Raw genomic sequence first — 21,452 nt, forward strand, 5'->3', positions numbered from 1 at the left:
TCCTGCGCCGCTGCGCTGTCAGCTCTTGCGCGTACTCAGTGTGACGCGCGCAATCACAAAAGTCACCACCGCGCAACCGGCGATGCCCGCGACCATGGGCCGCGCCGTGCCGTCGGTGAAAGGACCGACCAGCGCCATCATCGCTGCGCCGGTCACGAACTGCAGCGTGCCCATCAGCGCCGACGCCGTGCCGGCGATGTCGCCGTGGTCGTCGAGCGCCAGCACCGCGGTGGTGGGAATCACCAGGCCGAGAAAGCCGTTACCGACCAGCAGCAGGGCGATCATCAACCACAGCTGATCCAGCCCCAGCAGGTTGCAGGCGAGCAACAGCACCATCATGGCCACATAACCGGTCACCGCCACCTTGACCACCGGCACCATGCCGAAGCGACCGGCCAGTCTGGCGGTGAACTGCGAGACACCGATGAAGGAGGCGGCGTTCACGGCGAAGGCAATGCTGTACTGCCGCGAGCTCAGGCCGTAGTGGTCGATCAGCACGAAGGACGAGTTGGCCAGGTAGACAAAAAAGCCGGAGATGCCGAAGGCGCCCGTGGCCACCAGTCCCATGAAGCGGCGGTCACGCAGCAGCAGTCCGTAGGCGGTGAGGGCGCTTCCGACGCTGCTGTCCACCCGTTGTTCAAGCGGGCGGGTTTCGGGAAGGCTGGTCGCCAGCAGCACCAGCCCGAGCGTGCCTGCCACCGTGACGGCCCAGAACACGCTGCGCCAGCCCAGCGACTCGATCAGCAGGCTGCCGGCCAGCGGCGCGAGGATGGGCGACACGCTGAACACCAGCATCAGCAACGACATCAACCGCGCAGCGTCGGTGCCGGTGTGCAGGTCGCGCACCACGGCGCGCGGGATCACCATGCCAGCACAAGCGCCCAGGCCCTGGATGAACCGCAGCACCACCAGCGTCTCGACATCCGGTGCGAGTGCGCAGCCGACACTGGCCACCGCAAACAGCAGCAGGCCGAAGTACAGGGGCGGCTTGCGGCCCACCATGTCGGAGACCGGGCCGTAGATGATCTGGCCGATGCCCAGTGAAATGAAAAAGGCCATCAGGCTGGCCTGCACCGCACCGACGGATGCGCCCAGGCTCTGACCGATGGACGGCAGAGCCGGCAAATACATGTCAATGGCGAAGGGGCCGATGGCCGACAGCAGGCCCAGAACCAGCGCGGTGCGCAGAAAGTGTGTGTTCATGGAGCAAAAAAGGCCCTTCCGTTGAAGGAAGGGCCTGTATCTGGTGCCCGGGGCCGGAATCGAACCGGCACGCCTTTCGGCGGGGGATTTTGAGTCCCCTGCGTCTACCAATTTCACCACCCGGGCTGCAAGAAGCGAAGAGGCAAATTATGGCACAGTGCAGGGTATGAACTACCCGACTCTCGAAGACGCGATTGGCAAAACGCCGCTGGTTGCGCTGCAGCGTATCCAGGCTGAAAGCAACACCCAACGCAACAACGTGGTCCTCGGCAAGCTCGAAGGCAACAACCCGGCCGGCTCGGTGAAAGACCGGCCCGCGCTGGCCATGATCAAACGCGCCGAGGAGCGCGGCGACATCAAGCCCGGCGACACGCTGATCGAGGCGACCTCGGGCAACACTGGCATTGCACTGGCCATGGCTGCTGCCATCAAGGGTTACCGCATGGTGCTGATCATGCCGGAGGACCTGTCGATCGAACGTGCCCAGACCATGAAGGCTTTCGGCGCCGAGCTGATCCTGACGCCGAAAAGCGGCGGCATGGAGCATTCGCGCGACCTGGCCGACCAGATGCAGCGGGACGGCAAGGGCCGGGTGCTGGACCAGTTCGCCAACCAGGACAACCCGCGCGTCCATTACGAAACCACCGGCCCCGAAATCTGGGCCGACACGCACGGCAAGATCACGCACTTCGTCAGTGCCATGGGCACTACCGGTACCATTACCGGTGTCTCGCGTTTCCTGAAAGAAAAGAACCCGGCGATCCGCATCATCGGCGCGCAACCGAGCGAAGGTTCGCGCATTCCCGGCATCCGCAAATGGCCGGAGGCGTACCTGCCGAAAATTTATGACGCTAGCACCGTCGATGAGACCGTGCTGGTCAGTCAGCAGGACGCCGAAGAGATGTGCCGCCGCCTGGCGCGCGAGGAAGGCATTTTTGCCGGCATCTCAGCCGCTGGCGCCTGCTGGGTGGCGCAGGAGATCGCCAATACCGTGAGGGATGCGGTAATTGTCTTCATCGTCTGCGACCGCGGCGACCGTTACCTGTCCACCGGCGTTTTTCCGGCCTGATTCTTTTCCCTTGTCATTGCGGGCTCGACCCGCAATCCATGCGGTTTTGACCAGACAGTGGGGTCACATGGGTATGGATCCCGGATCAAGTCCGGGATGACAGATTTGAAATTTGATGAGATGAGGATGCCATTCCATGAGCCATGAATTCAAGTTTTGCCCCAACTGCGCGACACCGCTGGCGATGGTCAGCCAGATGGAAGACGGCGGCGAGAAGGCGCGCCTGCGTTGCCCGGCCTGCGACTACACGCACTGGAACAACCCGGTGCCGGTGCTGGCTGCGGTGATCGAGCACCAGGGCAAGATCCTGCTGGCGCGCAACGCCGCCTGGACCGCCAAGATGTACGCGCTGATTACCGGCTTCATGGAGGCCGGAGAAACGCCCGAAGGCGGCATCACGCGCGAGATCAAGGAAGAAACCAGCCTCGACGTCACCGACCTCCAATTGATCGGTGTCTACGACTTCCAGCGCATGAACCAGATCATCATTGCCTACAGTGCGGTCGGCCACGGCGAGGTCCGGCTGTCGCCCGAACTGGTCGACTACAAACTCTACGCCCACGAAGACGTCAAATGCTGGCCGGCCGGCACCGGTTATGCCATGGCCGACTTTCTGAAATCCAGAGGCTACTCGCCGCAGTTTGTCGAGTGGTCCAAACGCGATTAAAGCTGCTTGTTTGTTATGGGCTTCAGAACTGCGGCCTCCGGTTCCCGCCGTGGGGATCAGTTCTTTTCGACAACGTCGGTTGCCAGGGCCTTGTCGATAAATTCTCTTGAGCGCATGAATGCATCTGCGCGCGCTGCAGGATCGCTGCCCACCGTGAAATTGGTGCCCGGCCAGTTTCCGGTCGGCGTATTGAGGACGGTGAATGCGTGATGGGCGCCCGGATAGCCCACCAGTTCCACCTTGCCAGTTTGTGGTGCTGCAGATTGTTGCTCCGCCAGGTTGCGGCAGGTCCGGATCGGGTTCCAGTTGTCGGCCTCGCCATGAAGGATGAGTAGAGGGGCGTAGGCATCGTAAAGGCGATGCGGCAATTCATTGCAGATTGGATAAAACGCAACCGCGGCCGCAAAGCCCGGCTGGCCGTTCAATTTTTTCAGGGTGCTTTTTTGCAAGGCGAGGATGGGCGAGGCGCCGCCAAACCCCGTATAGGCGATACGCGACGGGTCAATGTCGTTCCGTTTGGCGAGCATTTCGTAGGCACCCAGCACGTCGTTGAGCCGGTCGTTTTCGGAAACCTTCACGCCGGCCCCGGCTCCGCAGTCCTGATGCCGCCCGCGGCTTGAAAAGTGATCGATGACAAGCACGTTCAGTCGCTGGCTGCCGTTGATCCCCATGGCCTGGTAGCCGGGATTGAGCACTCCGCTGGCGTTGACTGTCCCCGCACAAGTGGGCGTCATGACAAGTGCAGACTTGCAGTTTTCAACAGCGCATTTGAAAAAATAGCCGTCTACGGCTTGTCGGGTGCGATGGGATTCAAAAACTACTTTTTCTTGCGCTATCGCCGCGTTAGCGGCAGTCAGAACAAGCAGGAGCATCATGCGCATCGAGGTCATTGTTGTTCCCTTGTGGATTGAGAGTCATGGAGTCTGGCGCTACGCGTGACAAATTTTGCGTGCATCCCGGTCCCCATGAGCTTACAACTGTGGGCGGGTTTTCCGTGAGGTTCCGGTGAGCCGTCCAAAAATGTCCGTTGGCGAAAAACAGACCTGGATGTTGCATGTGGACGGGGCCCAGGCTGTTCCGCTAGAATTTGCCTTGCTCCGGGGTGCAGCCTTGCTGGTAACAGCAAGGGTGGCTGAGATGGTCAGAACCAAACCCGCGAACTTGAATCGGTTCATACCGACGTAAGGAGAGCTGTCAGCAACCCGGTGCGGGGCTGTCACATCTTTCGGAGCACTTGTTCAACAGGCAACCGAAAGCGTGACGAATGGCCCCCCCTGCGTTGATTGCTGATTTGCTGGCCTTCCTGGCCGACAACAACCCGTCCGGCGAGGCCTTCGACCGGCAGGCGCTTGCGCTGTTTGCGCACCAGTTCCAGCACAACCTGCCGTTTCAGCGTTTTTGCCAGCAGCGCGGTAAAACCCTGCGCACCGTCAGAAGCTGGCGTGACATTCCCGCCGTGCCGATCAGCGCCTTCAAGGCCCTCACCCTGAGCTGCATTCCGCCCGATCAGGCGGAACGAGTCTTCATGACCAGCGGCACCACGCAGGCCGAGGTCAAAGGCAAACACCACCACCCGTCGTTGGCTGTGTACGACGCGTCCATGATCTGCAATTTTGGCCAGCGCTTCATGGCCGGTGGCGGCCGTATCCGCATGGGCATTCTTTTTCCTGACGAAATACTGCTGCCAAACTCCTCACTGGCGCATTACCTCGCGCTGGCGGTGCGCGAGTTCGGCACCGACGCCAGCCACTGTCTGCTGACGCAGCAGGGGCTGGACACGGCGCGTGTGATCGTTGAGCTGGAGCGTGCGCAGCAGACCGGCGAGCCTTATGCGCTGCTCGGTGCCAGCTACAGCTTTGTGCATCTGCTCGACGAGTTGCAGCGTCTGGGAAAAACATTTCACTTGCCTCCCGGTAGCCGCGTGCTCGACACCGGCGGCTTCAAGGGCCAGTCGCGCGAGTTGTCCATGACAGAGTTTTATGCGCAGCTCTCAGGCACGCTGGGCATCAGTACCGACCAGTGCATCAACATGTACGGTATGACCGAACTGAGCACGCAGTTTTATGACGACGGCAATTCGACCCCGCCTTCGGTCAAGTCCGGCCCACATTGGATACGAACCCGCGTGGTCGAACCCTTGAGCGGTGAAGAGTTGCCGCGCGGCCAGCAGGGCATCCTCGCGCATTGCGATCTCGCGAACTTCAACTCGGTCACCACCATCCTCACGGAAGACGTGGGTATCGCGGTGGACGGCGGCTTTTTGCTGCTGGGCCGCGCCCAGGGCAGTGCGGCCAAGGGCTGCTCGCTGGCGGTCGAGGAATTTTTGCAGGCGGCCGCGGCATGACACTGCAGCGCGAAACCGCCGGCTATTTGCCGGGCCTGCGGGCCAATGAAGTCGCGTGGCAGACGCTGACCTTCAAGGGCCAGGCGGGCAGCGTCGAGGTGGCCGTGCCGGTGCTGACCGAAGCGCAGATCGTCGCGCTTTCGTTGCGTGTGCGCCGCGCCAGCCGCGGCTATTTGAAATCGCTGACGGTGGCGCAGATCGTGGACACCATCGACCAAGCCATTCACCGTCTGCTGGACCCGCAGGACCCGTGGCGGCGCAAGGCGGACGCGCTGTTGCCGCTCGTGACCGGTTACGACGCCGAGATGGTGCGCCTGGGCCTGAGCGGCTACCTCAAGACTTTCCGCAAGCCGCAGTTGCAACGTTTCCTTGCCGAAGATTTCGGCAACCCGCAACTGCTTGATGATTTTGTGCCGCGTATCAAGGGCGGTTTCTCCAAGGCCTTCGGCCCGGATGTTGCGGTGCATGTCTGGGCCGGCAACGTGCCCGGCCTGTGCCTGTGGAGTTTGATCTCGGGCCTGCTGGTCAAGTCCGGCACCATCGGCAAGGTGGCGAGCGCCGAGCCGTTGCTGGCCGGTTGGTTCGCACAATTGCTGGTCGAGATCGATCCGGGTCTCGCCGACTGTCTGGCGGTGGTCTGGTGGAAGGGCGGCGACGCGGCGCAGGAGACAGCGTTCTTCAGCAACGCCGATCTGGTGCTGGCTTATGGCGGGAATGCCGCGTTGGCCGATGTGCGGCGTCAGGTGCCAGTGACCACACGTTTTCTGCCTTTCAGCCACAAGCTCAGTTTCGGCCTGGTTTCAAAAACTGCACTCGATGCGCGCAAGGCCTTGAAGACGGCTCAACAGGCGGCCTACGATGTGGTGCGTTACGACCAGCAGGGCTGTTATTCGCCGCATGTGTTTTACGTGGCGCGCGGCGGAAAAATCAGTCCCGATGAATTCTCGCGTTACCTCGCGCATGAGCTGTCGGCGCTTGAGAAGAAATACCCGCGGCGCGTATTGAGCCTGGGTGAAGCGGCCGATCTGGCGTCATGGCGCGGCGCCGAAGAAATCCGCAGCTTGGCACCGGGTGGCCCGCAGGTGGCGGGCGAGGGCGACTGGACCGTGGTCTATAACGCCAGCCTGCAGGCACTGGCCCCCGGCGCGCTGAACCGCAGCGTGCGTGTGGTCGCGGTTGATCAGCTCGCTGACGTGATACCGCTGCTCGCGCCGCACCGCGCTTTTTTGCAGACCGTCGGCGTCGCTGCAGCACCGCGCGAACTGTTTGAAATTGCAGAGCAACTCGGCCGCGCCGGCGTCACACGCATCTGTGCGCTGGGTCAAATGACGTCGCCCGAGGCCGGCTGGCACCACGACGGACGCTTCAGCCTGCTTGACATGGTTCAGATGGTGGACATCGACAGCTCGGCCGAAGCCGCGGCTGAAACCCTGGCACCTTATGTTGATTGAAGCACAGGCCTTTCTCGACATGCGCGGGGTCAGCTACAGCTTCCCGGCCTACCCCCGGGTGGTAAACCAGGTGGACTGGCAGATAAGGCGCGGCGAGGTGCACAGCCTGGTTGGCCGCAGCGGTTGCGGCAAGACCACCCTGCTCAAACTCGCGGCCGGCTTGTTGCTGCCCGACAGCGGCACGATCACAGTGGATGGCCAGGCCCTGCGTGAGCCGGGCAGCCAGCTCGGCTTCGTATTTCAGGCGCCGACCCTGCTCGAATGGAAAACCGTGCTAGACAACGTGCTGTTGCCGGTCGCGCTGCAGCGCACGCCGCTGCCAGCCGACCGTGCGCGTGCCGACGAACTGCTGGCGCTGATGGGCCTGTCCGGCCTGGGTCGGCGTTTCCCGACCGAGCTGTCGGGCGGGCAACAGAGCCGCGTCGCGATTGCGCGTGCCCTGCTGCTGGCGCCCACACTGCTGCTGCTCGACGAGCCCTTTGCTGCACTGGACGCGATCACGCGCGAAGAACTGCAGGACGACTTTCTGCGCATTTGCCGCCTGGCACAAACCACGGTGTTTTTTGTCACACACGACATTAGCGAAGCTGTTTACCTGGCCGACCGCGTGGCCGTGATGGCCGAAGGAAAAATCACCGACGACCTCGTGGTGGATCTGTCCTGGCCGCGCCGGCGCGCGCTGCGTTATGGCGCGCCTTTCAACGCGGTGTGCGCGCAAGTGCGTCATGCCATGGACAAGGTGGCAACATGCTGAGCCGGGCGGCATGGGGCCGGCTGGCCAGCCTGGGCCTGTTGGTGCTGATCGTGCTGGGCTGGGAAGCCATGGCTCGCGGCTCGCGGGTATCGGCACTGGTGCTACCTGCGCCTTCGGTGATCTGGGAGGCGCTTTGGAGCGGGCTGCGCAGCGGCTACTTCTGGCCACATCTGATACACACGGCTTCCGAGCTGGTGCTGGGCTTGGCGCTTGGTAGCGCCGCCGGTTTTCTGGGCGGCATCTTGCTGGGCGAATCGGCCTTTTTGCGCCGCCTGCTGTTTCCCTATGTGCTGGTCAGCCAGGTCGTGCCCAAACTCGCGCTGGCCCCGCTGTTCATTGTCTGGTTCGGCTTTGGCATGACATCGGCCGTGGTAATCACTGCGCTGATCTGCTTTTTCCCGCTGATGGAAAACACGCTGACCGGGCTGCAACAGGTCGAGCCGCGCAAGCTGGAGCTGTTTCGCATGTTGGGCGCGACACCGGTGCAGACCCTGCTGCGCCTGAAAATTCCCTCGGGCCTGCCGGTCATCATGGCCGGCTTTCGCGTGGCCGTGGTGCTGGCGCTGGTGGGGGCCGTGGTCGGCGAGTTCATAGGTGGCAGCAAGGGGCTGGGCGCGCTGATCATTGCCTCGCAGGGAATGATGGACACGCCACTGATGTTCGCCGTGCTGCTGCTCATCACTGTGCTGGGACTGGTGATGTATCAGTTGGCCATAGGCCTGGAGCGTCTGCTGCTCTGGCCGCATTTAAAAGAAACGACAAAGGACTAAGCATGCAAAACTTCACTTCCCTTCTTCGCGGTCTGGCCGCTGCGGCCCTGCTTGCGGGCAGCCTGGCACATGCCGCCGACAAGGTGGTGGTGGCCGGCTGGAGCCAGCCGATCACCGAGATCACCAACCTGCTGGTCGAGGAAGACAAGGGCTTCTTCAAGGCGCGTGGTATCGATCTCGGCTACGTTCCGGGCGCTGGCGGAGGCGATGCCATCCGCAACATGCTGACCGGTCAGGCCACGGTGGCCTTCACCGACCCGGGCTCCTTCTTCGCGGCGCTCGACAAGGGCGAAAAGCTGCGCGCCATTTACGACATCTATCCGCAAAATGTATTCAATGTGGTTGCGCTCAAATCCAGTGGCATCACCCGACCTTCTGACCTCAAGGGCAAGAAGATAGGCGTCTACAGCCTGTCCAGCGGCACCCGGCAAAACCTGCTGGTGCTGCTGCAGCAGGCCGGCCTCACCGAAGCCGATGTCACCATTGTGGTCACCGGACTGCTGAACTTCGCGCCGCTGATGCAGGGCCAGGTCGATGCAACTGCCGCGACTGACACCGGCCTGCTGGTCGGCCGCTCAAGGGGACTGGCCGATGTCAACGTGATGGCCGTGCGTGAGTACCTGAATATTTCGAGCGACATGTTTGTCGTCACCGAAGCCACCTACCAGACCAAGAAGGACGTGCTCAAACGCTTTCTCGCCGCTTACCGCGACAGCATGGCCTGGATGATTGCCAACCCCGATGAGGCCGCCGCGCTGGCGGTCAAACGCGCGATCGACGGCAAGAACCCGGCCGTCAACCGCGAGATCATTAATCTGCGCAATGCCTCCAGCGTGTCGGCCGTCACGCAGGCACGCGGCCTGGGCGCCCTCGACATGGCCATGTTCCAGAAAGCCGCAGACAGCTACAAAAAACTCGGCATGATCCAGCGCGAGATCAAGGCCTCGGATGTGGTCATGCAGGACCTGCTGCCACCGAAACAATAGACTTCCATAACCCATGACGGTCAACTCACTGCCGTTCGCCCTGAGCTTGTCGAAGGGCTTCGACAGGCTCAGCCCGAACGGTGGGGGCGTCATGAATTGTGAAACCATTCATAAGGAAGACCCATCATGAAGTTCAAGGGAAAGGTGGTGCTGGTCACCGGCGCCGGGCGCGGAATCGGTGCGGCGATCGCGCGCGGCTTCGCGCGTGAGGGCGCGTCGGTGGTCATCAACTACCTGCAGGACGTCGCCTCGGCGGAAGCTGTAGCCGCTGAATGCAAGTCGCTGGGCGGTGACGGCTGGGCATTGCAGGCCGATGTCAGCTCGCAGCCGGCCGTCACGGCCATGGTTGCGCAGGTGCTGGCCGAGATGGGGCGCATCGATGTGCTGGTCAACAACGCCTTTGCGTCCTACAGTTTTGATCCGGAGCAGCGCAAGATGTTCTGGGAGCTGGACTGGGCCGACTACCAGCGCCAGATCGACGGCGCGGTGCGCGCTACCTTCAACGTCTGCCAGGCGGTGCTGCCGCATTTCAAGCAGCGCAGCCAGGGCGCCATCGTCAACCTCGCCAGTGATCTGGTCGATCGTCCGAGCGTGCCCTACCACGACTACAGCACCGCCAAGTCGGCCCTCGTCGGCTTCAGCCGCAACCTCGCGGCCGAACTGGGCCCGCTGGGCATACGCGTCAACTGCGTGGCGCCGGGACTGGTCTACCCGACGGCTGCGAGCCGCCAGACGAAAGAAGAAGTCAGGGACATGCTGACCGCCCAGACCCCGCTGCGCCGCATCGCCACACCCGACGACGTCGCCGGGCCGGTGCTGTTCCTCGCCTCCGACTGGAGCGGCTTCATGACCGGGCAGACGCTGTTTGTCGATGGCGGTCTGGTGATGCGGTGAGTTGCCGATAGTTGTAAGACTTTTTGGCCTCTAGCCCCTAGCTGACGAGCGCGAGCAGCTATAAAAAAGATAGCATTTTGGATGGGCGGCAATTGCGCCGGGTTGGCATTCCGGCCTACACAGTGCAGGCGCTGCAGGGCCTAAACTGGGCTTCCATTCGTCGAGAGGATTTCACATGGCAAACAATTTGATTGAACAAATCCTGGCAGGCGTGTTGTCCAGCACCATGGGCGGGCGCGGCCAGTCCGGCGCGCAGGGCCCGTCGCTGGACGGGGGCGCCGGTGGCGGTCTCGGGGATTTGCTGGGCGGGATACTCGGTGGTGGTGGCGCATCGGCGGGCTCCACACCGGAACGCAGATCCCCCTTCGGCGGTGGTGGTGGTGGTGGCGGCGGCGCGCTGCTGGCCGTGCTGCTGCCCCTGGCGATGCAGTGGGTGCAGCGCAATGGCGGCCTGGGCGCGGTGCTGGGCAAGTTTCAGCAAAAAGGTTACAGCCAGCAGGCGGCGTCTTGGGTCTCGACCGGTGAAAACGAGGCCATGCCGCCACATGCCATCGACGAGGTGGTCGGGCTGGACGAACTGACACGCATGTCGCAGCAACTGGGCGTGCCCGAGCAGCAAGTGGCCGACGGTTTTGCGCAGCTTCTGCCCGAGGTGGTGAACCAGCTGACCCCCCAGGGCGATGTGACCGGCGACGCCGACGATGTGCTTAATCAGGGCATGTCCGACATGCAGGCCCTGCTGGCCCGGTTGAACCCGCGCTGAGCATGTCTGGGAGCTGCGCCTGACATCGCAAGTACTTTAGGCCTCCAGCCCCCGGACAGAATGGATAGTCTGCTATTAAAACAGGAGCAATGATATCCTTTAACAAGAAATTTCTTGTAAAAGGAAAGGGGGTCTTGCTTTAATAACAAGACCCATCAACCGCTTGTTGTTGCGCCTGAAAGCAGCTTTGCCTATGCCCCGGCTCTTGCCCTTAAGGTTTCGTAAAGCTGCGAGTGGTTCAGCAGGATATTCAGGATGCCGCGCAGCACTACCGGCGAGTTCAGCGCCTGGGTGCTCATGGACGTGTGCGCGTCGTAAGACTCCATGATCGCGTTCTGCAGCTCGGTTTTCAGGTCCGGTGAGTTGGCAAACTGCTCCTTGGTGTTGCTGGCCGCCTGCTGCCGGAGCGTGCCGGACTCCACCACCTTGCCGAAGATGGTGCCGTTGACGTAGCTCAGCTGGTCGTTGTCGGTGGTTTCGTTGCCGAACAGTTCGTTGAGCTTTTCGATCAGCTCGGCCATGTAGACCTTCGGCTGCTCTTGCACCATGCCACTGCCGGCCTCGGTGATGGGCGCCAGCGTTATCGCCTCGCCATCGTTCAGGTGCAGCGTTCGTTTTCCCTTGTCTTTCAGGTGGTGGTGCGTCAGCACCACCTTGGAAAGGTCGATGCCTTCGCGCTCCCGGCCGAACTCCAGCAGCGGCAGCAGGCGCTTGAAAAAGATTGCGCGCTTTTCGACGGCGGTGTTGCCGTAGTCGAAGATCTGCGACAGAAAGGTGTAGAGCCGGATGTAAGCGCCCATGTCGCCCTTGAACAGCACCAGCGCGTCCAGCTCGTCCTGCGCGGTCTTGGTGGCCTTGGTGTCTTCCTTGTCCTTCGCCAGCTTCAGGGCTTCCTGCGCGGCCTTGTAGCGTTTCATGAGGCGGTCCAGCACCGGCTCCAGCGCGTAGATCAGCTCGCTCTGCTTCGCGTTGGGATTCAGCTCCACCGCAACGACACGTTCCACCTCAAAGTCGTCGTAGTGCCCGGCACCGTCCAGCTTGGCGCGCAGGTTGAAGACCAGGTGGGGGTCGGTGGTGGCCGACAGTTCTGCTGTGGTGTGGTAGGTCTTGAAGGCGGCCAGCACTTCTGCCGGGTCGTTGACAAAGTCCAGCACATAGGTGGTGTTTTTGCCGGGGTGGGCGCGGTTCAGGCGGCTCAGGGTCTGCACCGCCTGAATGCCGGCCAGGCGTTTGTCCACGTACATGCCGCACAGCAACGGCTGGTCAAACCCGGTCTGGAACTTGTTGGCCACCAACAGCAGTTGATATTCCAGACCCTTGAAAGTTTCGCGGATGTCGCGACCCTTGAGCCCGGGGTTCAGCGCCGCGCTGTTTTCGGTGAAGCTGTCCCGCCCGGAGGTCTTGTCGTTCACCTCGCCAGAAAACGCCACCAGCGTGCCGATGGCGTAACCGTGCTCCTTGATATAACGCTCCACCGCCAGTTGCCAACGCACCGCTTCCAGCCGGCTGCCGACCACCACCATGGCCTTGGCCTTGCCCTGCAGCAGCGGCGAGACAAATTCGCGGAAGTGCTCCACCACGATCTCGACCTTTTGCGCGATGTTGTACGGGTGCAGCCGCACCCAGCCCATGATGCCCTTCATGGCGGCGCTGCGTTCCACCGCCTTGTCGTCCATCTCCTTGCCGTCGTGGGCCAGCTTGAAGGCCAGGCTGTAAGGCGTGTAGTTCTGCAGCACGTCGAGGATGAACTTTTCCTCAATCGCCTGCCGCATCGAATACACATGAAAGGGCGCGGGCACGTTGTCTGGCGCCGGCTTGCGCGCCGGGTCGGGTCGGGTGCCAAACAGCTCCAGCGTTTTGTTCTTGGGGGTGGCGGTGAAGGCCACAAAGGTAATGCCGCCTTCTTCGGCGCGGGTTGCCATCTGCGCCGCCAGGATGTCTTCGGTGCTGAACTCGCCACCGTCGTTCAGCTCCTGCAGCTCTTCCGGACTCAGCACGGCTTTGAGTTTGGACGCCGCCTCGCCGGTCTGCGAGCTGTGCGCCTCATCGGCAATCACCGCAAAACGTTTGCCCTGAGTGGCGGCCAGCTGCCGCACGGCTTCCAGTGCAAACGGAAAGGTCTGAATGGTGCAAACCACAATTTTCTTGTCGCCCGACAAGGCCTCGGCGAGCTTGCTGCTTTTGCTGCCCTCGGAGTTGTTGATGGTGGCCACCACACCGCTGGTGCGCTGAAAGTCAAACAGCGCCTCCTGCAACTGCGCGTCGATCACGTTGCGGTCCGACACCACCAGCACCGTGTCAAACACCTTGTGGTGCTGCGTATCATGCAGCTCCGCCAGAAAGTGCGCGGTCCAGGCAATCGAGTTGGTCTTGCCCGATCCTGCCGAGTGCTGGATCAAATACTTGCCGCCGGGTCCTTCCTTGGCCACCGCCGCCTGCAGCTTGCGTGTCACGTCGAGCTGGTGGTAGCGGGGAAAGATGATCTGCTCGATCTGCTTTTTGCTGTCGCGGCGGGCAATCAGGTAGCGCCCCAGAATCTCCAGCCAGCTTTCGCGCGCCCACACCTGCTCCCACAGGTAGGCGGTGCGGTGGCCGCCTGCCGGGTTGACCGGGTTGCCGGCAGCGCCCTCGTTGCCCTGGTTGAAGGGCAAAAACTGCGTGGCCGGCCCGTTGAGCTGGGTCACCATCGCCACCTCGCTGTTGCTCACCGCAAAGTGCACCAGCGCGCCGTTGGGGAAAGACAGCAGCGGCTCGGCCGCCTGGCCCTTGGGGCGTGGCAGCCGGTCTGTCTTGTACTGCCAGATCGCGTCGCTGATGTTCTGGGTGAAGTTGGTTTTCAGCTCGGCCGTGGCCACCGGCAGGCCATTGAGAAACAACACCAGGTCAATGTTGTTCTCGTTGTGCAGCGAATAACGCAGCTGCCGCACCACGCGCAGGCGGTTCGCCGCGTGGCGCGCCAGAATGTCGGGGTTGATCGCCAGCGCCGGTTTGAACTGCGCCAGGCTCAAGGGCGTTTTCAATCCCAGCAGTTCCACGCCGTGGCGCAGCACGTCCAGCGTGCCGCGCTGGTCAAGCTGGTCGCGCAAGCGGCCCAGCAGGGTTTCCTCGGCCTTGCTGCCATGGTTCTTGACCAGCGTTTCCCAAGCGGCGGGCTGCGTGGCCTGCACCCAGGCCAGCACGTCGGCAGGGAACAGGGCGCGGGCCCGGTCGTAGCCGGCCGCATCGCCTTCCGCATACAGCCAGCCGTGGGCGGCCAGGTGGTCGCAGATCTCGGTCTCGAAGCTGATTTCCTTGTGCAGGCTCATGGCGCTCCCCGTCTATTGTTGTTGCAGGCTGGTGCAGTGACCGCTTACAAGCCCTTGTAGCCCGACTCGCGCTGATGGCGCAGTGCCAGCACCAGTATGCGGTCGATATGCGGCAAAAACCGGTAGAGCGCCAGGTAGCCGGTTCGCCCCCTGGAGATCACCAGCTCGCGCTGGCCGAAGTGGACTTTGCGGCCGATCTCAGGGTGTATCGCCAGAATCTCCAGGGCTTCAAAAATCAGAACCGCCGTGTCCTGTGCCGCTTGCGGGTCGATTTCTACCAGGAAATCGCTCAGCCTTTCCAGGTCAACAAGCGCATGTTCTGTATAGACCAGCTCAACCATGCGCCGGGGCTATTTGGCGGTTATCGGCTTGGCCGCGTCCAGTGGAAGGGCCTTGGGCCTGCCCGGCTTGCCACCCTTGACGCGGGCCATGACATAGGCTTTGACATCCGCACCGCCAAAGACGGCGTTGCTGCGCAGGGTGTCCTGGTAAGACGCCTCACCCTCGGTATAAAACTGCTGGCGTACCAGTGCGTCTTCCATGGCGTCTTGCAGGGTGTCCACCATCAGCGCATGGGCGGTTTTGCCCTCGAATGCAGCCACTTGGGCAATGGTGGTCTTCAAGGCGTCGGGAATTTTGAGAGAAGTGGTTGCGGACATCATGGCCTCCAAAAGGTGACACGATGGTAACACCTATGGCAATCAGGATCAATCCACGCAAGAAATTGGCATCCAGCCCCCGTGGAATATGCGCAGACAGCTACGAAAAGCATAGCAAATCAATACACCGCATCATGATCGCCCACATTCACCGGAATGATCTGCCGGTCCTGGATCAGCAGCTCCAGCTTTATGCGGTAAGACAAGTTGATGGACACCGAATGCAGGCCCTTGAGCTTGCCACGCAGGGGGTGCAGGCGCAGCGACGGGTGGGCCGGGTTGGCTTGCAGCAACTGCAGGGTTTTGAGGTAATGCTGGCGTAGCTCGGGGTGGCGTTTCAGAAAGCGTGCCGCCCGGCGGTTGTATTGCTCGGTGAAGACCAGTGCGAAAGGCGCAAGAGGCATGGGCGGCGCGCCGGCCTGGCTCACATCGCGTCCAGCCGCGCCAGGTGGGCCTCGGGCGACTCCTGCACCGCACGGCCGGCGGCCAGGTCGGCGCGGGTCTGGGCCAGTGCGGCGTCAAGCTCGCATTCGCGCAGGTAGTGGTAATGCGCCATGTCCATCACTACAAACTTGTCCTTGCCGCGTACTGACACAATCGCCTCGGGCGAGTTGCTGAGGGCCAGCTCAATGGCAGAAATGCCTTTGGTTTTCAGGTCGTTGGCGCTGATGTGGGACATGGGAAGACTCCAGAAAAATGGCCAGTCGTGCGCTAAATCATACGGTGAATCGTACTGTCGATCAAGCGATCAGGACTTTTTTCATCGAAGTAAAACATCAAATTGACCTTTGGCCCTTATTCGACGGGCGTTAGCAGCTATTGAAATCATAGCTATTAGATACCCGCACGTCGATCTGGCCGGTGACGGCGGCGGAAATCAGGGCGGTGCGGCGTTCCTGCAGCAGGTTTATGGCGTGTTGGGCTTCGGTGGTAAGGGTGTCGAATTTTCCAACTTCACCCTCTAAAAAGGTCGCTATTTCCACCTGCTCAGAGGGCGGCGGACAGGGCGTCACAAAGGACCGGATTTCTTCAACGTTAATTCGTTTGAAGGTAGAACCGATCATCATGTTGGCAAGTTGAAGAATGATGATTGGCGAGCGAATGACATGCTGAAGATAGTCGGAAGAGTAGTCTTGTGACTGTTTCCGGAGCAGAACCACGTCTTGCCCCATGGCAAATGGAGGATGCTCGACATTGACTTGAGCAACTTCCCCCACAGTGGCATTCCTGGAAAAAATCAGATCGCCTGGCTGTGGTTGACGACCGCCTTCAATGAGTAGTTCATAAAAATACTCAGTTGTACATTTGGCATTTTCAAGTGAGATCCAACGGCTTTGAACTTCACGGATGCTGGCTAAAGGAATGCCTTCGTCCACGAACTCAGCCGTGATGTGCTTGCAATCCGTCACGCTCCAATAGCGTTTCAGCGGACCAACATCCCAATGCGCCGGCACATCCCCCAGCCATTCGATGCCGGACGGCTTCATGGGGGCGTCAGGGTTCAGGCCCTGGGTGACGGCGTGGGAGATGACGGCCTGGCGCTTTTCTCTCAAGAGGTCCATCAGCCGCCGCTGCTCGGCCACCAGCCCATCAATCTTCGCGGTTTCGCGGTCCAGGAAGGCGGCGATCTGGGTTTGTTCCTGAGGCGGGGGTACTGGTATCTTGAAGGCTCCGAGTTCGTCGCCCGATAGCTCAAGAAATGTCGTTCCCTTTCCACGAATGTTCAGCTCGGTCGAGCTGATGCTGAGCAAATGCGCGAAATACTCTGTGCTGGCACCCTTTGACGGTATGAGTGATTTGCAGCCTTGATTCGTACACATTTCCACTTCGGCAATGGCCAATGAGCCGATTGGGGCACGCGTAGACAGGATGATTGAAGCCGCTGGAACCAATGTGGTTCCGCAAGAAGCAAGACCTGCTGCGCTGATTTTGCGCTGGGTATCCTTCATGTAGACAGACTCGCGCTTGCTCAAGTCGCTCGGCGTTGCCCAAAGAATATCGCCATCCCAGAATGACTCGGTGTCAGATTTTGGCGTTGATCCACCGACGATTTGGAAGCTCTTCTTGAGAGCCAGTACCTCCCAATGCCCCGGCACCTCCCCCAACCACTCCACGCCACTGTCCTTGTAGCTCGGGTAACGCGGAAAACTCACGGGGCTTCCCCGGCACTGGCCGCATCACCGGCATCCTGCAGATAAAACTCGTGCAGCTTGCTCAGCAACAAAGCCTTGTCTGGCAATTGGGTTTCATACGCAGCAATCAGCGCAGGCGAGGCGGTACGGCTCAGGGCGTACTCGACCACTTCGTCGTCCTTGCTGGCGCACAGCAACACGCCGATGGCGGGGTTTTCGTGCGGCTTCTTCGCGTCACGGTCCAGCGCCTCCAGGTAAAACGACAGCTTGCCCAGGTATTCGGGCTCGAAACGGCCCACCTTGAGTTCGATGGCAACCAGGCAGTTCAGGCCTCGGTGAAAAAAGAGCAGGTCCAGTGCAAAGTCGCGCCCGCCCACCTGCAGGGGAAACTCGGAGCCGACAAAGCAGAAGTCGCGGCCCAGTTCGATCAGAAAAGCCTTGAGCTTGTCGAGCAGGCCGCGGTGCAGGTCCAGTTCGCTGTGGCCGTCGGGCAGGCCGAGAAACTCGACCATGTAGGCGTCTTTGAAGACGTTTTGGGCCTGCGGCTGTATTTGTGTCAGCGCTGCTGACACTTTTGCAGGCTGCAGCACCACCCGCTCGAACAAGGCGGCTTGGAATTGACGCTCCAAGTCGCGGCTGGCCCATTTTTCCTGCACCGCCATGCGCAGGTAGAACTCGCGCTCTTCGGGGCGTTTGCTCTGGCTGAGGATGATGAGGTTGTGCGTCCAGGGCAAGAGTCTCACCAGTGGTGCGACTTTTGCCTCGCCCTGGTAGGTATCGTAAAACTGCCGCATGCGAAACAGGTTGCGTCGGGTAAAGCCGCGCAGCCCCGGCTGGGTTTGGGCAATGTGGGCGGCCAGTCGCTCGACCACGCCATCGCCCCATTCGGCGGCGGCAATCTTGTGGCTGATGTGCTCGCCGATCTGCCAGTACAAGTCAATCAGCACTGTGTTGACAGCCTGGTAGGCGCGCCCGCGCGCGGCCTGAATCAGTTCAGTGATGTGCACAAAGCCATCGGTCGGGACGGGATGTTGAGGTTTGTTCACGCGCTCAGCCCTCCAATCATGGTCAAAATGCGGTCGGTCACGCCCTTGAGTTCGGCGTCAATCTCGGCCAGCGGGCGCGGTGGCTTGAAAACGTAGAAGTGGCGGTTGAAGGGAATTTCGTAACCGGTTTTGGTTTTCTCGTCGTCGATCCACGCATCTGGCGCATGCGGCAGCACCTCTCTCTTGAAGTAGGTTCTGATGTCTTCACCGAGCGGCACGTTTTCGGTGTCGCGCAGGCTGGTGTCGGCCAGGGGCTTGCCCTTGGCCTTGCCTTTGCTACCGAGCACGACTTTGCCCGCCGCGTCGCGCTCGGGGCGCTCGACGGTGATGGTGCGGTAGCCGAAGGCCTCGTTGCTGAAGATGCGGCTGATCGGCACGCCGTCACGTATCAACTCCTCGAAGTTGCCGAACAGGCGGGTGATCTCTTCAATATGCGCGGGGCTGAGCTCCTTGCGTTTGCTGCCCAGGGTTTTGCGCATCTTCTGCCAGAAGCCGCTGGCGTCTATCAGTTGCAGCTTGCCCTTGCGCGCGGTCGGCTTGCGGTTGCTGACAATCCACACATAGGTGCTGATGCCAGTGTTGTAGAACATGTCGGTGGGCAGGGCGATGATGGCCTCGACCAAATCGTTTTCGAGCACGTAGCGGCGAATCTCGCTTTCGCCGCTGCCGGCGCCGCCGGTGAACAGCGGTGAGCCGTTGAGCACAATGCCGAAGCGGCTGCCGCCATCGACCGCCGGACGCATCTTGGCGATCAGGTGCAGCAGAAACAGCAGCGAACCGTCACTGACGCGCGGCAGGCCGGGGCCGAAGCGGCCGTTGTAGCCTTGTTGCTCGGCCTCCTTGCGGATGTCTTTTTCGATCTTCTTCCACTCCACACCAAAAGGTGGGTTTGAGAGCGCGTAGTCGAAATGTTTGCCCGGCAGGCCGTCGTTGGACAGGGTGTTGCCAAAAATGATGTTGGCAATGTCCTGGCCCTTGATCAGCATGTCGGCCTTGCAGATGGCGTAAGACTCGGGGTTCAGCTCCTGCCCGTACATGACCAGCCTGGCTTGGGGGTTCAGGCTGCTGAGCTGCTCGTCTGCCACGCTGAGCATGCCACCCGTCCCCGCTGTCGGGTCGTACAGCGAGCGCACTACCCCGGGTTTTGTCAGCGCTTCGTCGTCTTCAATGAAGAGCAGGTTGACCATCAGGCGAATCACCTCGCGCGGCGTGAAGTGTTCACCAGCGGTTTCATTGGACAGCTCGGCAAACTTGCGGATCAGCTCCTCGAACACGGCGCCCATTTCGGCGTTGCTGACGACGTCGGGGTGCAGGTCGATGGTGCAGAACTTCTCCGTCACCATGTAAAGCAGGCCAGACTTGGCGAGCTTGTCGATCTGGGTGTGAAACTCGAAGCTCTCGAAAATGTCGCGCACGGCGGGCGAGAAGCCCTGCAGGTAGACACCCAGGTTTTCACCGATGTGGTCCTGGTCGCCCATCAACTTTTTCAGGTCGAGCGGTGAGGTGTTGTAGAAAAACTGACCTGACTTCTTGAGCAGAAAAGATTCGGGGTTCAGGTTGGCTTTCTCGCGCTTGGCTTTCTCAAGCAGCACCGTTTCTTTGGTGGACTCCAGCACGCAGTCCAGACGGCGCAGCACCGTGAAAGGGAGAATGACCTTGCCGTATTCAGACTGCTTATAGTCGCCACGCAGCAGGTCGGCGACGGACCAGATGAAGGAAGAAAGAGAGGGATTTGCCATGCTGCGAGTGTAGGGTGACCAGTGACCTGGCCGCAGCCTGGGCCGGGCGGTATGTATGTCCGCCGGATCGACACATCAGCGGGATGTGTCGATTTTTTCGGGTTTTATCGACATGAGGCGCCAGGGATGGCCGCATGCATTGGCCTGTGAAGTGCCGGAAGGGGCAGGTCATAGGCATTTTCTACCCTCAGCCCCTATTCAGCGTACGTAAGCAGCTATCAAAAAAGTAGCAAACTCAGGTGCTGAACCAGTTGCCGGGCTTGCCGGACCCGCCTTGGTAAACTACAGGCCTGCCTTTGTAGCTCAGTGGATAGAGCGATCCCCTCCTAAGGGATAGGTCGCAGGTCCGATTCCTGCCAAGGGCACCATTTTTTTCGCTGCAGCGGCGATCAGGCGCTGAATGGCGATGCCGCTTCAGGCCGCGTCACTTCGACAGCAGCCGCATCGCCTCTTCCAGCCCCTTGATGGTCAGCGGGTACATGCGCTGGCTCACCAGTTGCTGGATGACGCTGATGCTTTGGCGGTACTGCCACACGCCTTGCGGCTCCGGGTTGATCCAGACAAATTTGGGGAAGGCGTTGGTCAGACGCTGCATCCACTCGGCGCCGGCTTCTTCGTTGTTGTATTCCACGCTGCCGCCCGGCTGCAGAATTTCGTACGGGCTCATGGTGGCGTCGCCGACAAAGATCAATTTGTAGTCTTTGTTGTACTTGCGGATGATGTCCCAGGTCGCAAACTTTTCACTGAAGCGCCTGCGGTTGTTCTTCCACATGAAGTCATAGACGCAGTTGTGAAAGTAATAAAACTCGATGTGTTTGAACTCGGTCTTGGTGGCTGAAAAAAGCTCTTCCACCCGCGCGATGTGCTCGTCCATGGTGCCGCCTACATCCATCAGCAGCAGCACTTTCACATTGTTGTGGCGCTCGGGCACCATTTTGATGTCCAGCCAGCCGGCATTGGCTGCTGTGGACTTGATGGTGTCGTCCAGGTCGAGCTCTTCAACGTTACCTTGGCGTGCAAACTTGCGCAGGCGGCGCAGTGCCACCTTGATGTTGCGTGTGCCAAGTTCCTGGGTGTCGTCGTAGTCTTTGTAGGCGCGCTGGTCCCAGACCTTGACCGCGCTTTTGTTGCGGCTTTTCTCCTGGCCTATGCGTATGCCCTGCGGGTTGAAGCCGTTCGCGCCAAACGGCGAGGTGCCGCCGGTGCCAATCATCTTGCTACCGCCTTCGTGCCGTTCTTTCTGCTCTTCAAAACGCTTTTTCAGCGTTTCCATCAGCTCGTCCCAACCCATCTTCTCGATCTTGGCCTTTTCTTCGGGGCTGAGTTCGAGTTCCAGGTTTTTGCGTAGCCACTCCAGTGGAATATCTTTGGTGAAGTCGGCGATCATCTCGACGCCTTTGAAGTAGGCCGCAAACGCGCGGTCAAACTTGTCGTAGTGCTTTTCGTCCTTCACCAGCACGGTGCGGCTTAGGTAATAGAAGTCGTCGATCTTCCAGGCGCCTTCGCCGGTGCGGCTTTCCTCGCCCTCGCCGATCTCGCCATCGTCGAGCTTGCCGCTGTTGGGCCCGACCACGCCAGCCTGCAGCGCTTCGAGCAGCATCAAATACTCTTTGACCGAAACCGGCAGCTTGGCCGAACGCAGGGTGTAGAAGAAGTCAATCAGCATGCGT

At 60.9% G+C, this 21,452-nt stretch carries 20 protein-coding genes, 2 tRNA genes and 1 riboswitch; of the genes, 10 read left to right on the forward strand and 12 right to left on the reverse strand.

Annotated features, from left to right (window positions below; genetic code table 11):
• Positions 1-18: 18 nt before the first annotated feature.
• Entirely contained in the window at positions 19-1,203 is a 1,185-nt protein-coding gene (locus IEX16_RS00395) for a multidrug effflux MFS transporter (protein ID WP_188705473.1), read from the reverse strand.
• Between the two features lie 41 nt (positions 1,204-1,244).
• Positions 1,245-1,329: transfer RNA gene (locus IEX16_RS00400), tRNA-Leu, on the reverse strand.
• Positions 1,330-1,369: 40 nt separating this feature from the next.
• Between IEX16_RS00400 and cysM the strand changes: the two genes are divergently transcribed.
• Together cysM and IEX16_RS00410 are read left to right on the forward strand one after the other, a co-directional pair.
• Positions 1,370-2,272, forward strand: coding sequence for a cysteine synthase CysM (cysM, locus tag IEX16_RS00405; protein ID WP_188705475.1), 903 nt, complete (start codon positions 1,370-1,372; stop codon positions 2,270-2,272).
• A gap of 136 nt (positions 2,273-2,408) precedes the next feature.
• Positions 2,409-2,939 (forward strand): NUDIX hydrolase, encoded by a 531-nt coding sequence (locus IEX16_RS00410; protein ID WP_188705477.1) that lies wholly within the window; start codon positions 2,409-2,411, stop codon positions 2,937-2,939.
• A 56-nt stretch (positions 2,940-2,995) separates the two neighbouring features.
• On the opposite strand, the gene IEX16_RS00415 is transcribed toward IEX16_RS00410, so the two are convergent.
• Positions 2,996-3,829, reverse strand: coding sequence for a dienelactone hydrolase family protein (locus IEX16_RS00415; RefSeq protein ID WP_188705480.1), 834 nt, complete (start codon positions 3,827-3,829; stop codon positions 2,996-2,998).
• A 198-nt stretch (positions 3,830-4,027) separates the two neighbouring features.
• Positions 4,028-4,144, forward strand: a riboswitch (TPP riboswitch).
• Between the two features lie 59 nt (positions 4,145-4,203).
• On the opposite strand from IEX16_RS00415, the gene IEX16_RS00420 reads away from it, so the two are divergent.
• The 7 genes from IEX16_RS00420 to IEX16_RS00450 all read left to right on the forward strand — a co-directional run bounded on the left by IEX16_RS00420 (position 4,204) and on the right by IEX16_RS00450 (position 10,901).
• Entirely contained in the window at positions 4,204-5,283 is a 1,080-nt protein-coding gene (locus IEX16_RS00420; protein WP_188705482.1) for a LuxE/PaaK family acyltransferase, read from the forward strand.
• On the forward strand, positions 5,280-6,734 hold the full coding sequence (locus IEX16_RS00425) for an acyl-CoA reductase (RefSeq protein WP_188705484.1): 1,455 nt from the start codon (positions 5,280-5,282) through the stop codon (positions 6,732-6,734). Before IEX16_RS00420 ends, IEX16_RS00425 begins: the two co-directional genes overlap by 4 nt.
• The gene (locus IEX16_RS00430; protein WP_188705486.1) at positions 6,724-7,488 is read left to right on the forward strand and encodes an ABC transporter ATP-binding protein; all 765 of its coding nucleotides are present in this window, start codon (positions 6,724-6,726) and stop codon (positions 7,486-7,488) included. The genes IEX16_RS00425 and IEX16_RS00430 overlap by 11 nt, the downstream gene beginning before the upstream one ends.
• Positions 7,482-8,258 carry an ABC transporter permease gene (locus IEX16_RS00435; protein ID WP_188705487.1) on the forward strand — a complete coding sequence of 259 codons (777 nt, stop codon included), beginning with the start codon at positions 7,482-7,484 and terminating at the stop codon, positions 8,256-8,258. The genes IEX16_RS00430 and IEX16_RS00435 overlap by 7 nt, the downstream gene beginning before the upstream one ends.
• A 2-nt stretch (positions 8,259-8,260) precedes the next feature.
• Positions 8,261-9,244 (forward strand): ABC transporter substrate-binding protein, encoded by a 984-nt coding sequence (locus tag IEX16_RS00440; protein WP_188705489.1) that lies wholly within the window; start codon positions 8,261-8,263, stop codon positions 9,242-9,244.
• A 126-nt stretch (positions 9,245-9,370) separates the two neighbouring features.
• A complete protein-coding gene (locus IEX16_RS00445; RefSeq protein ID WP_188705491.1) occupies positions 9,371-10,138 on the forward strand; it encodes a 3-oxoacyl-ACP reductase in 768 nt (255 codons plus the stop codon).
• 175 nt (positions 10,139-10,313) lie between these two features.
• The gene (locus IEX16_RS00450; RefSeq protein WP_188705493.1) at positions 10,314-10,901 is read left to right on the forward strand and encodes a YidB family protein; all 588 of its coding nucleotides are present in this window, start codon (positions 10,314-10,316) and stop codon (positions 10,899-10,901) included.
• Between the two features lie 191 nt (positions 10,902-11,092).
• Here IEX16_RS00450 and IEX16_RS00455 read toward each other — a convergent pair whose 3' ends face one another.
• From IEX16_RS00455 to IEX16_RS00490, 8 genes are all read right to left on the reverse strand, one after another.
• Positions 11,093-14,206 (reverse strand): type I restriction endonuclease subunit R, encoded by a 3,114-nt coding sequence (locus IEX16_RS00455; RefSeq protein ID WP_188705495.1) that lies wholly within the window; start codon positions 14,204-14,206, stop codon positions 11,093-11,095.
• Positions 14,207-14,250: 44 nt separating this feature from the next.
• Positions 14,251-14,547: a type II toxin-antitoxin system RelE/ParE family toxin gene (locus IEX16_RS00460; protein WP_188705497.1), complete on the reverse strand. Its 297-nt coding sequence runs from the start codon at positions 14,545-14,547 to the stop codon at positions 14,251-14,253.
• A gap of 9 nt (positions 14,548-14,556) precedes the next feature.
• Positions 14,557-14,865, reverse strand: a complete 309-nt coding sequence (locus tag IEX16_RS00465) for a hypothetical protein (RefSeq protein ID WP_188705499.1) — start codon at positions 14,863-14,865, stop codon at positions 14,557-14,559.
• 119 nt (positions 14,866-14,984) lie between these two features.
• Positions 14,985-15,269, reverse strand: coding sequence for a type II toxin-antitoxin system RelE/ParE family toxin (locus tag IEX16_RS00470; RefSeq protein WP_188705501.1), 285 nt, complete (start codon positions 15,267-15,269; stop codon positions 14,985-14,987).
• A gap of 20 nt (positions 15,270-15,289) precedes the next feature.
• Entirely contained in the window at positions 15,290-15,544 is a 255-nt protein-coding gene (locus IEX16_RS00475; protein WP_188705503.1) for a type II toxin-antitoxin system Phd/YefM family antitoxin, read from the reverse strand.
• 130 nt (positions 15,545-15,674) lie between these two features.
• Positions 15,675-17,018 carry a restriction endonuclease subunit S gene (locus IEX16_RS00480; protein WP_188705505.1) on the reverse strand — a complete coding sequence of 448 codons (1,344 nt, stop codon included), beginning with the start codon at positions 17,016-17,018 and terminating at the stop codon, positions 15,675-15,677.
• On the reverse strand, positions 17,015-18,043 hold the full coding sequence (locus IEX16_RS00485; RefSeq protein ID WP_188705508.1) for a PDDEXK nuclease domain-containing protein: 1,029 nt from the start codon (positions 18,041-18,043) through the stop codon (positions 17,015-17,017). Before IEX16_RS00485 ends, IEX16_RS00480 begins: the two co-directional genes overlap by 4 nt.
• Entirely contained in the window at positions 18,040-19,782 is a 1,743-nt protein-coding gene (locus IEX16_RS00490; protein ID WP_188705509.1) for a type I restriction-modification system subunit M, read from the reverse strand. Before IEX16_RS00490 ends, IEX16_RS00485 begins: the two co-directional genes overlap by 4 nt.
• Before the next feature lie 292 nt (positions 19,783-20,074).
• Here IEX16_RS00490 and IEX16_RS00495 point away from each other — a divergent pair.
• A tRNA-Arg gene (locus IEX16_RS00495) sits at positions 20,075-20,150 on the forward strand.
• 56 nt (positions 20,151-20,206) lie between these two features.
• On the opposite strand, the gene IEX16_RS00500 is transcribed toward IEX16_RS00495, so the two are convergent.
• Positions 20,207-21,448, reverse strand: a complete 1,242-nt coding sequence (locus tag IEX16_RS00500) for a vWA domain-containing protein (RefSeq protein ID WP_188705511.1) — start codon at positions 21,446-21,448, stop codon at positions 20,207-20,209.
• Between the last annotated feature and the right edge of the window lie 4 nt (positions 21,449-21,452).

Origin of the sequence: Polaromonas eurypsychrophila (genome assembly GCF_014641715.1) — a bacterium.
GTDB classification, from domain to species: domain Bacteria; phylum Pseudomonadota; class Gammaproteobacteria; order Burkholderiales; family Burkholderiaceae_C; genus Polaromonas; species Polaromonas eurypsychrophila.

Excerpts from the sequence above, each read along its gene's own strand:
- IEX16_RS00500 (WP_188705511.1), bottom strand. The coding sequence starts at position 21,448 with ATGCTGATTGACTTCTTCTACACCCTGCGTTCGGCCAAGCTGCCGGTT.
- IEX16_RS00465 (WP_188705499.1), bottom strand. The coding sequence starts at position 14,865 with ATGTCCGCAACCACTTCTCTCAAAATTCCCGACGCCTTGAAGACCACC.
- IEX16_RS00475 (WP_188705503.1), bottom strand. The coding sequence starts at position 15,544 with ATGTCCCACATCAGCGCCAACGACCTGAAAACCAAAGGCATTTCTGCC.
- IEX16_RS00430 (WP_188705486.1), top strand. The coding sequence starts at position 6,724 with ATGTTGATTGAAGCACAGGCCTTTCTCGACATGCGCGGGGTCAGCTAC.
- IEX16_RS00470 (WP_188705501.1), bottom strand. The coding sequence starts at position 15,269 with ATGCCTCTTGCGCCTTTCGCACTGGTCTTCACCGAGCAATACAACCGC.
- IEX16_RS00445 (WP_188705491.1), top strand. The coding sequence starts at position 9,371 with ATGAAGTTCAAGGGAAAGGTGGTGCTGGTCACCGGCGCCGGGCGCGGA.
- IEX16_RS00460 (WP_188705497.1), bottom strand. The coding sequence starts at position 14,547 with ATGGTTGAGCTGGTCTATACAGAACATGCGCTTGTTGACCTGGAAAGG.
- IEX16_RS00420 (WP_188705482.1), top strand. The coding sequence starts at position 4,204 with ATGGCCCCCCCTGCGTTGATTGCTGATTTGCTGGCCTTCCTGGCCGAC.
- IEX16_RS00415 (WP_188705480.1), bottom strand. The coding sequence starts at position 3,829 with ATGACCTCGATGCGCATGATGCTCCTGCTTGTTCTGACTGCCGCTAAC.
- IEX16_RS00395 (WP_188705473.1), bottom strand. The coding sequence starts at position 1,203 with ATGAACACACACTTTCTGCGCACCGCGCTGGTTCTGGGCCTGCTGTCG.
- IEX16_RS00410 (WP_188705477.1), top strand. The coding sequence starts at position 2,409 with ATGAGCCATGAATTCAAGTTTTGCCCCAACTGCGCGACACCGCTGGCG.
- cysM (WP_188705475.1), top strand. The coding sequence starts at position 1,370 with ATGAACTACCCGACTCTCGAAGACGCGATTGGCAAAACGCCGCTGGTT.
- IEX16_RS00490 (WP_188705509.1), bottom strand. The coding sequence starts at position 19,782 with ATGGCAAATCCCTCTCTTTCTTCCTTCATCTGGTCCGTCGCCGACCTG.
- IEX16_RS00425 (WP_188705484.1), top strand. The coding sequence starts at position 5,280 with ATGACACTGCAGCGCGAAACCGCCGGCTATTTGCCGGGCCTGCGGGCC.
- IEX16_RS00440 (WP_188705489.1), top strand. The coding sequence starts at position 8,261 with ATGCAAAACTTCACTTCCCTTCTTCGCGGTCTGGCCGCTGCGGCCCTG.
- IEX16_RS00450 (WP_188705493.1), top strand. The coding sequence starts at position 10,314 with ATGGCAAACAATTTGATTGAACAAATCCTGGCAGGCGTGTTGTCCAGC.
- IEX16_RS00435 (WP_188705487.1), top strand. The coding sequence starts at position 7,482 with ATGCTGAGCCGGGCGGCATGGGGCCGGCTGGCCAGCCTGGGCCTGTTG.
- IEX16_RS00455 (WP_188705495.1), bottom strand. The coding sequence starts at position 14,206 with ATGAGCCTGCACAAGGAAATCAGCTTCGAGACCGAGATCTGCGACCAC.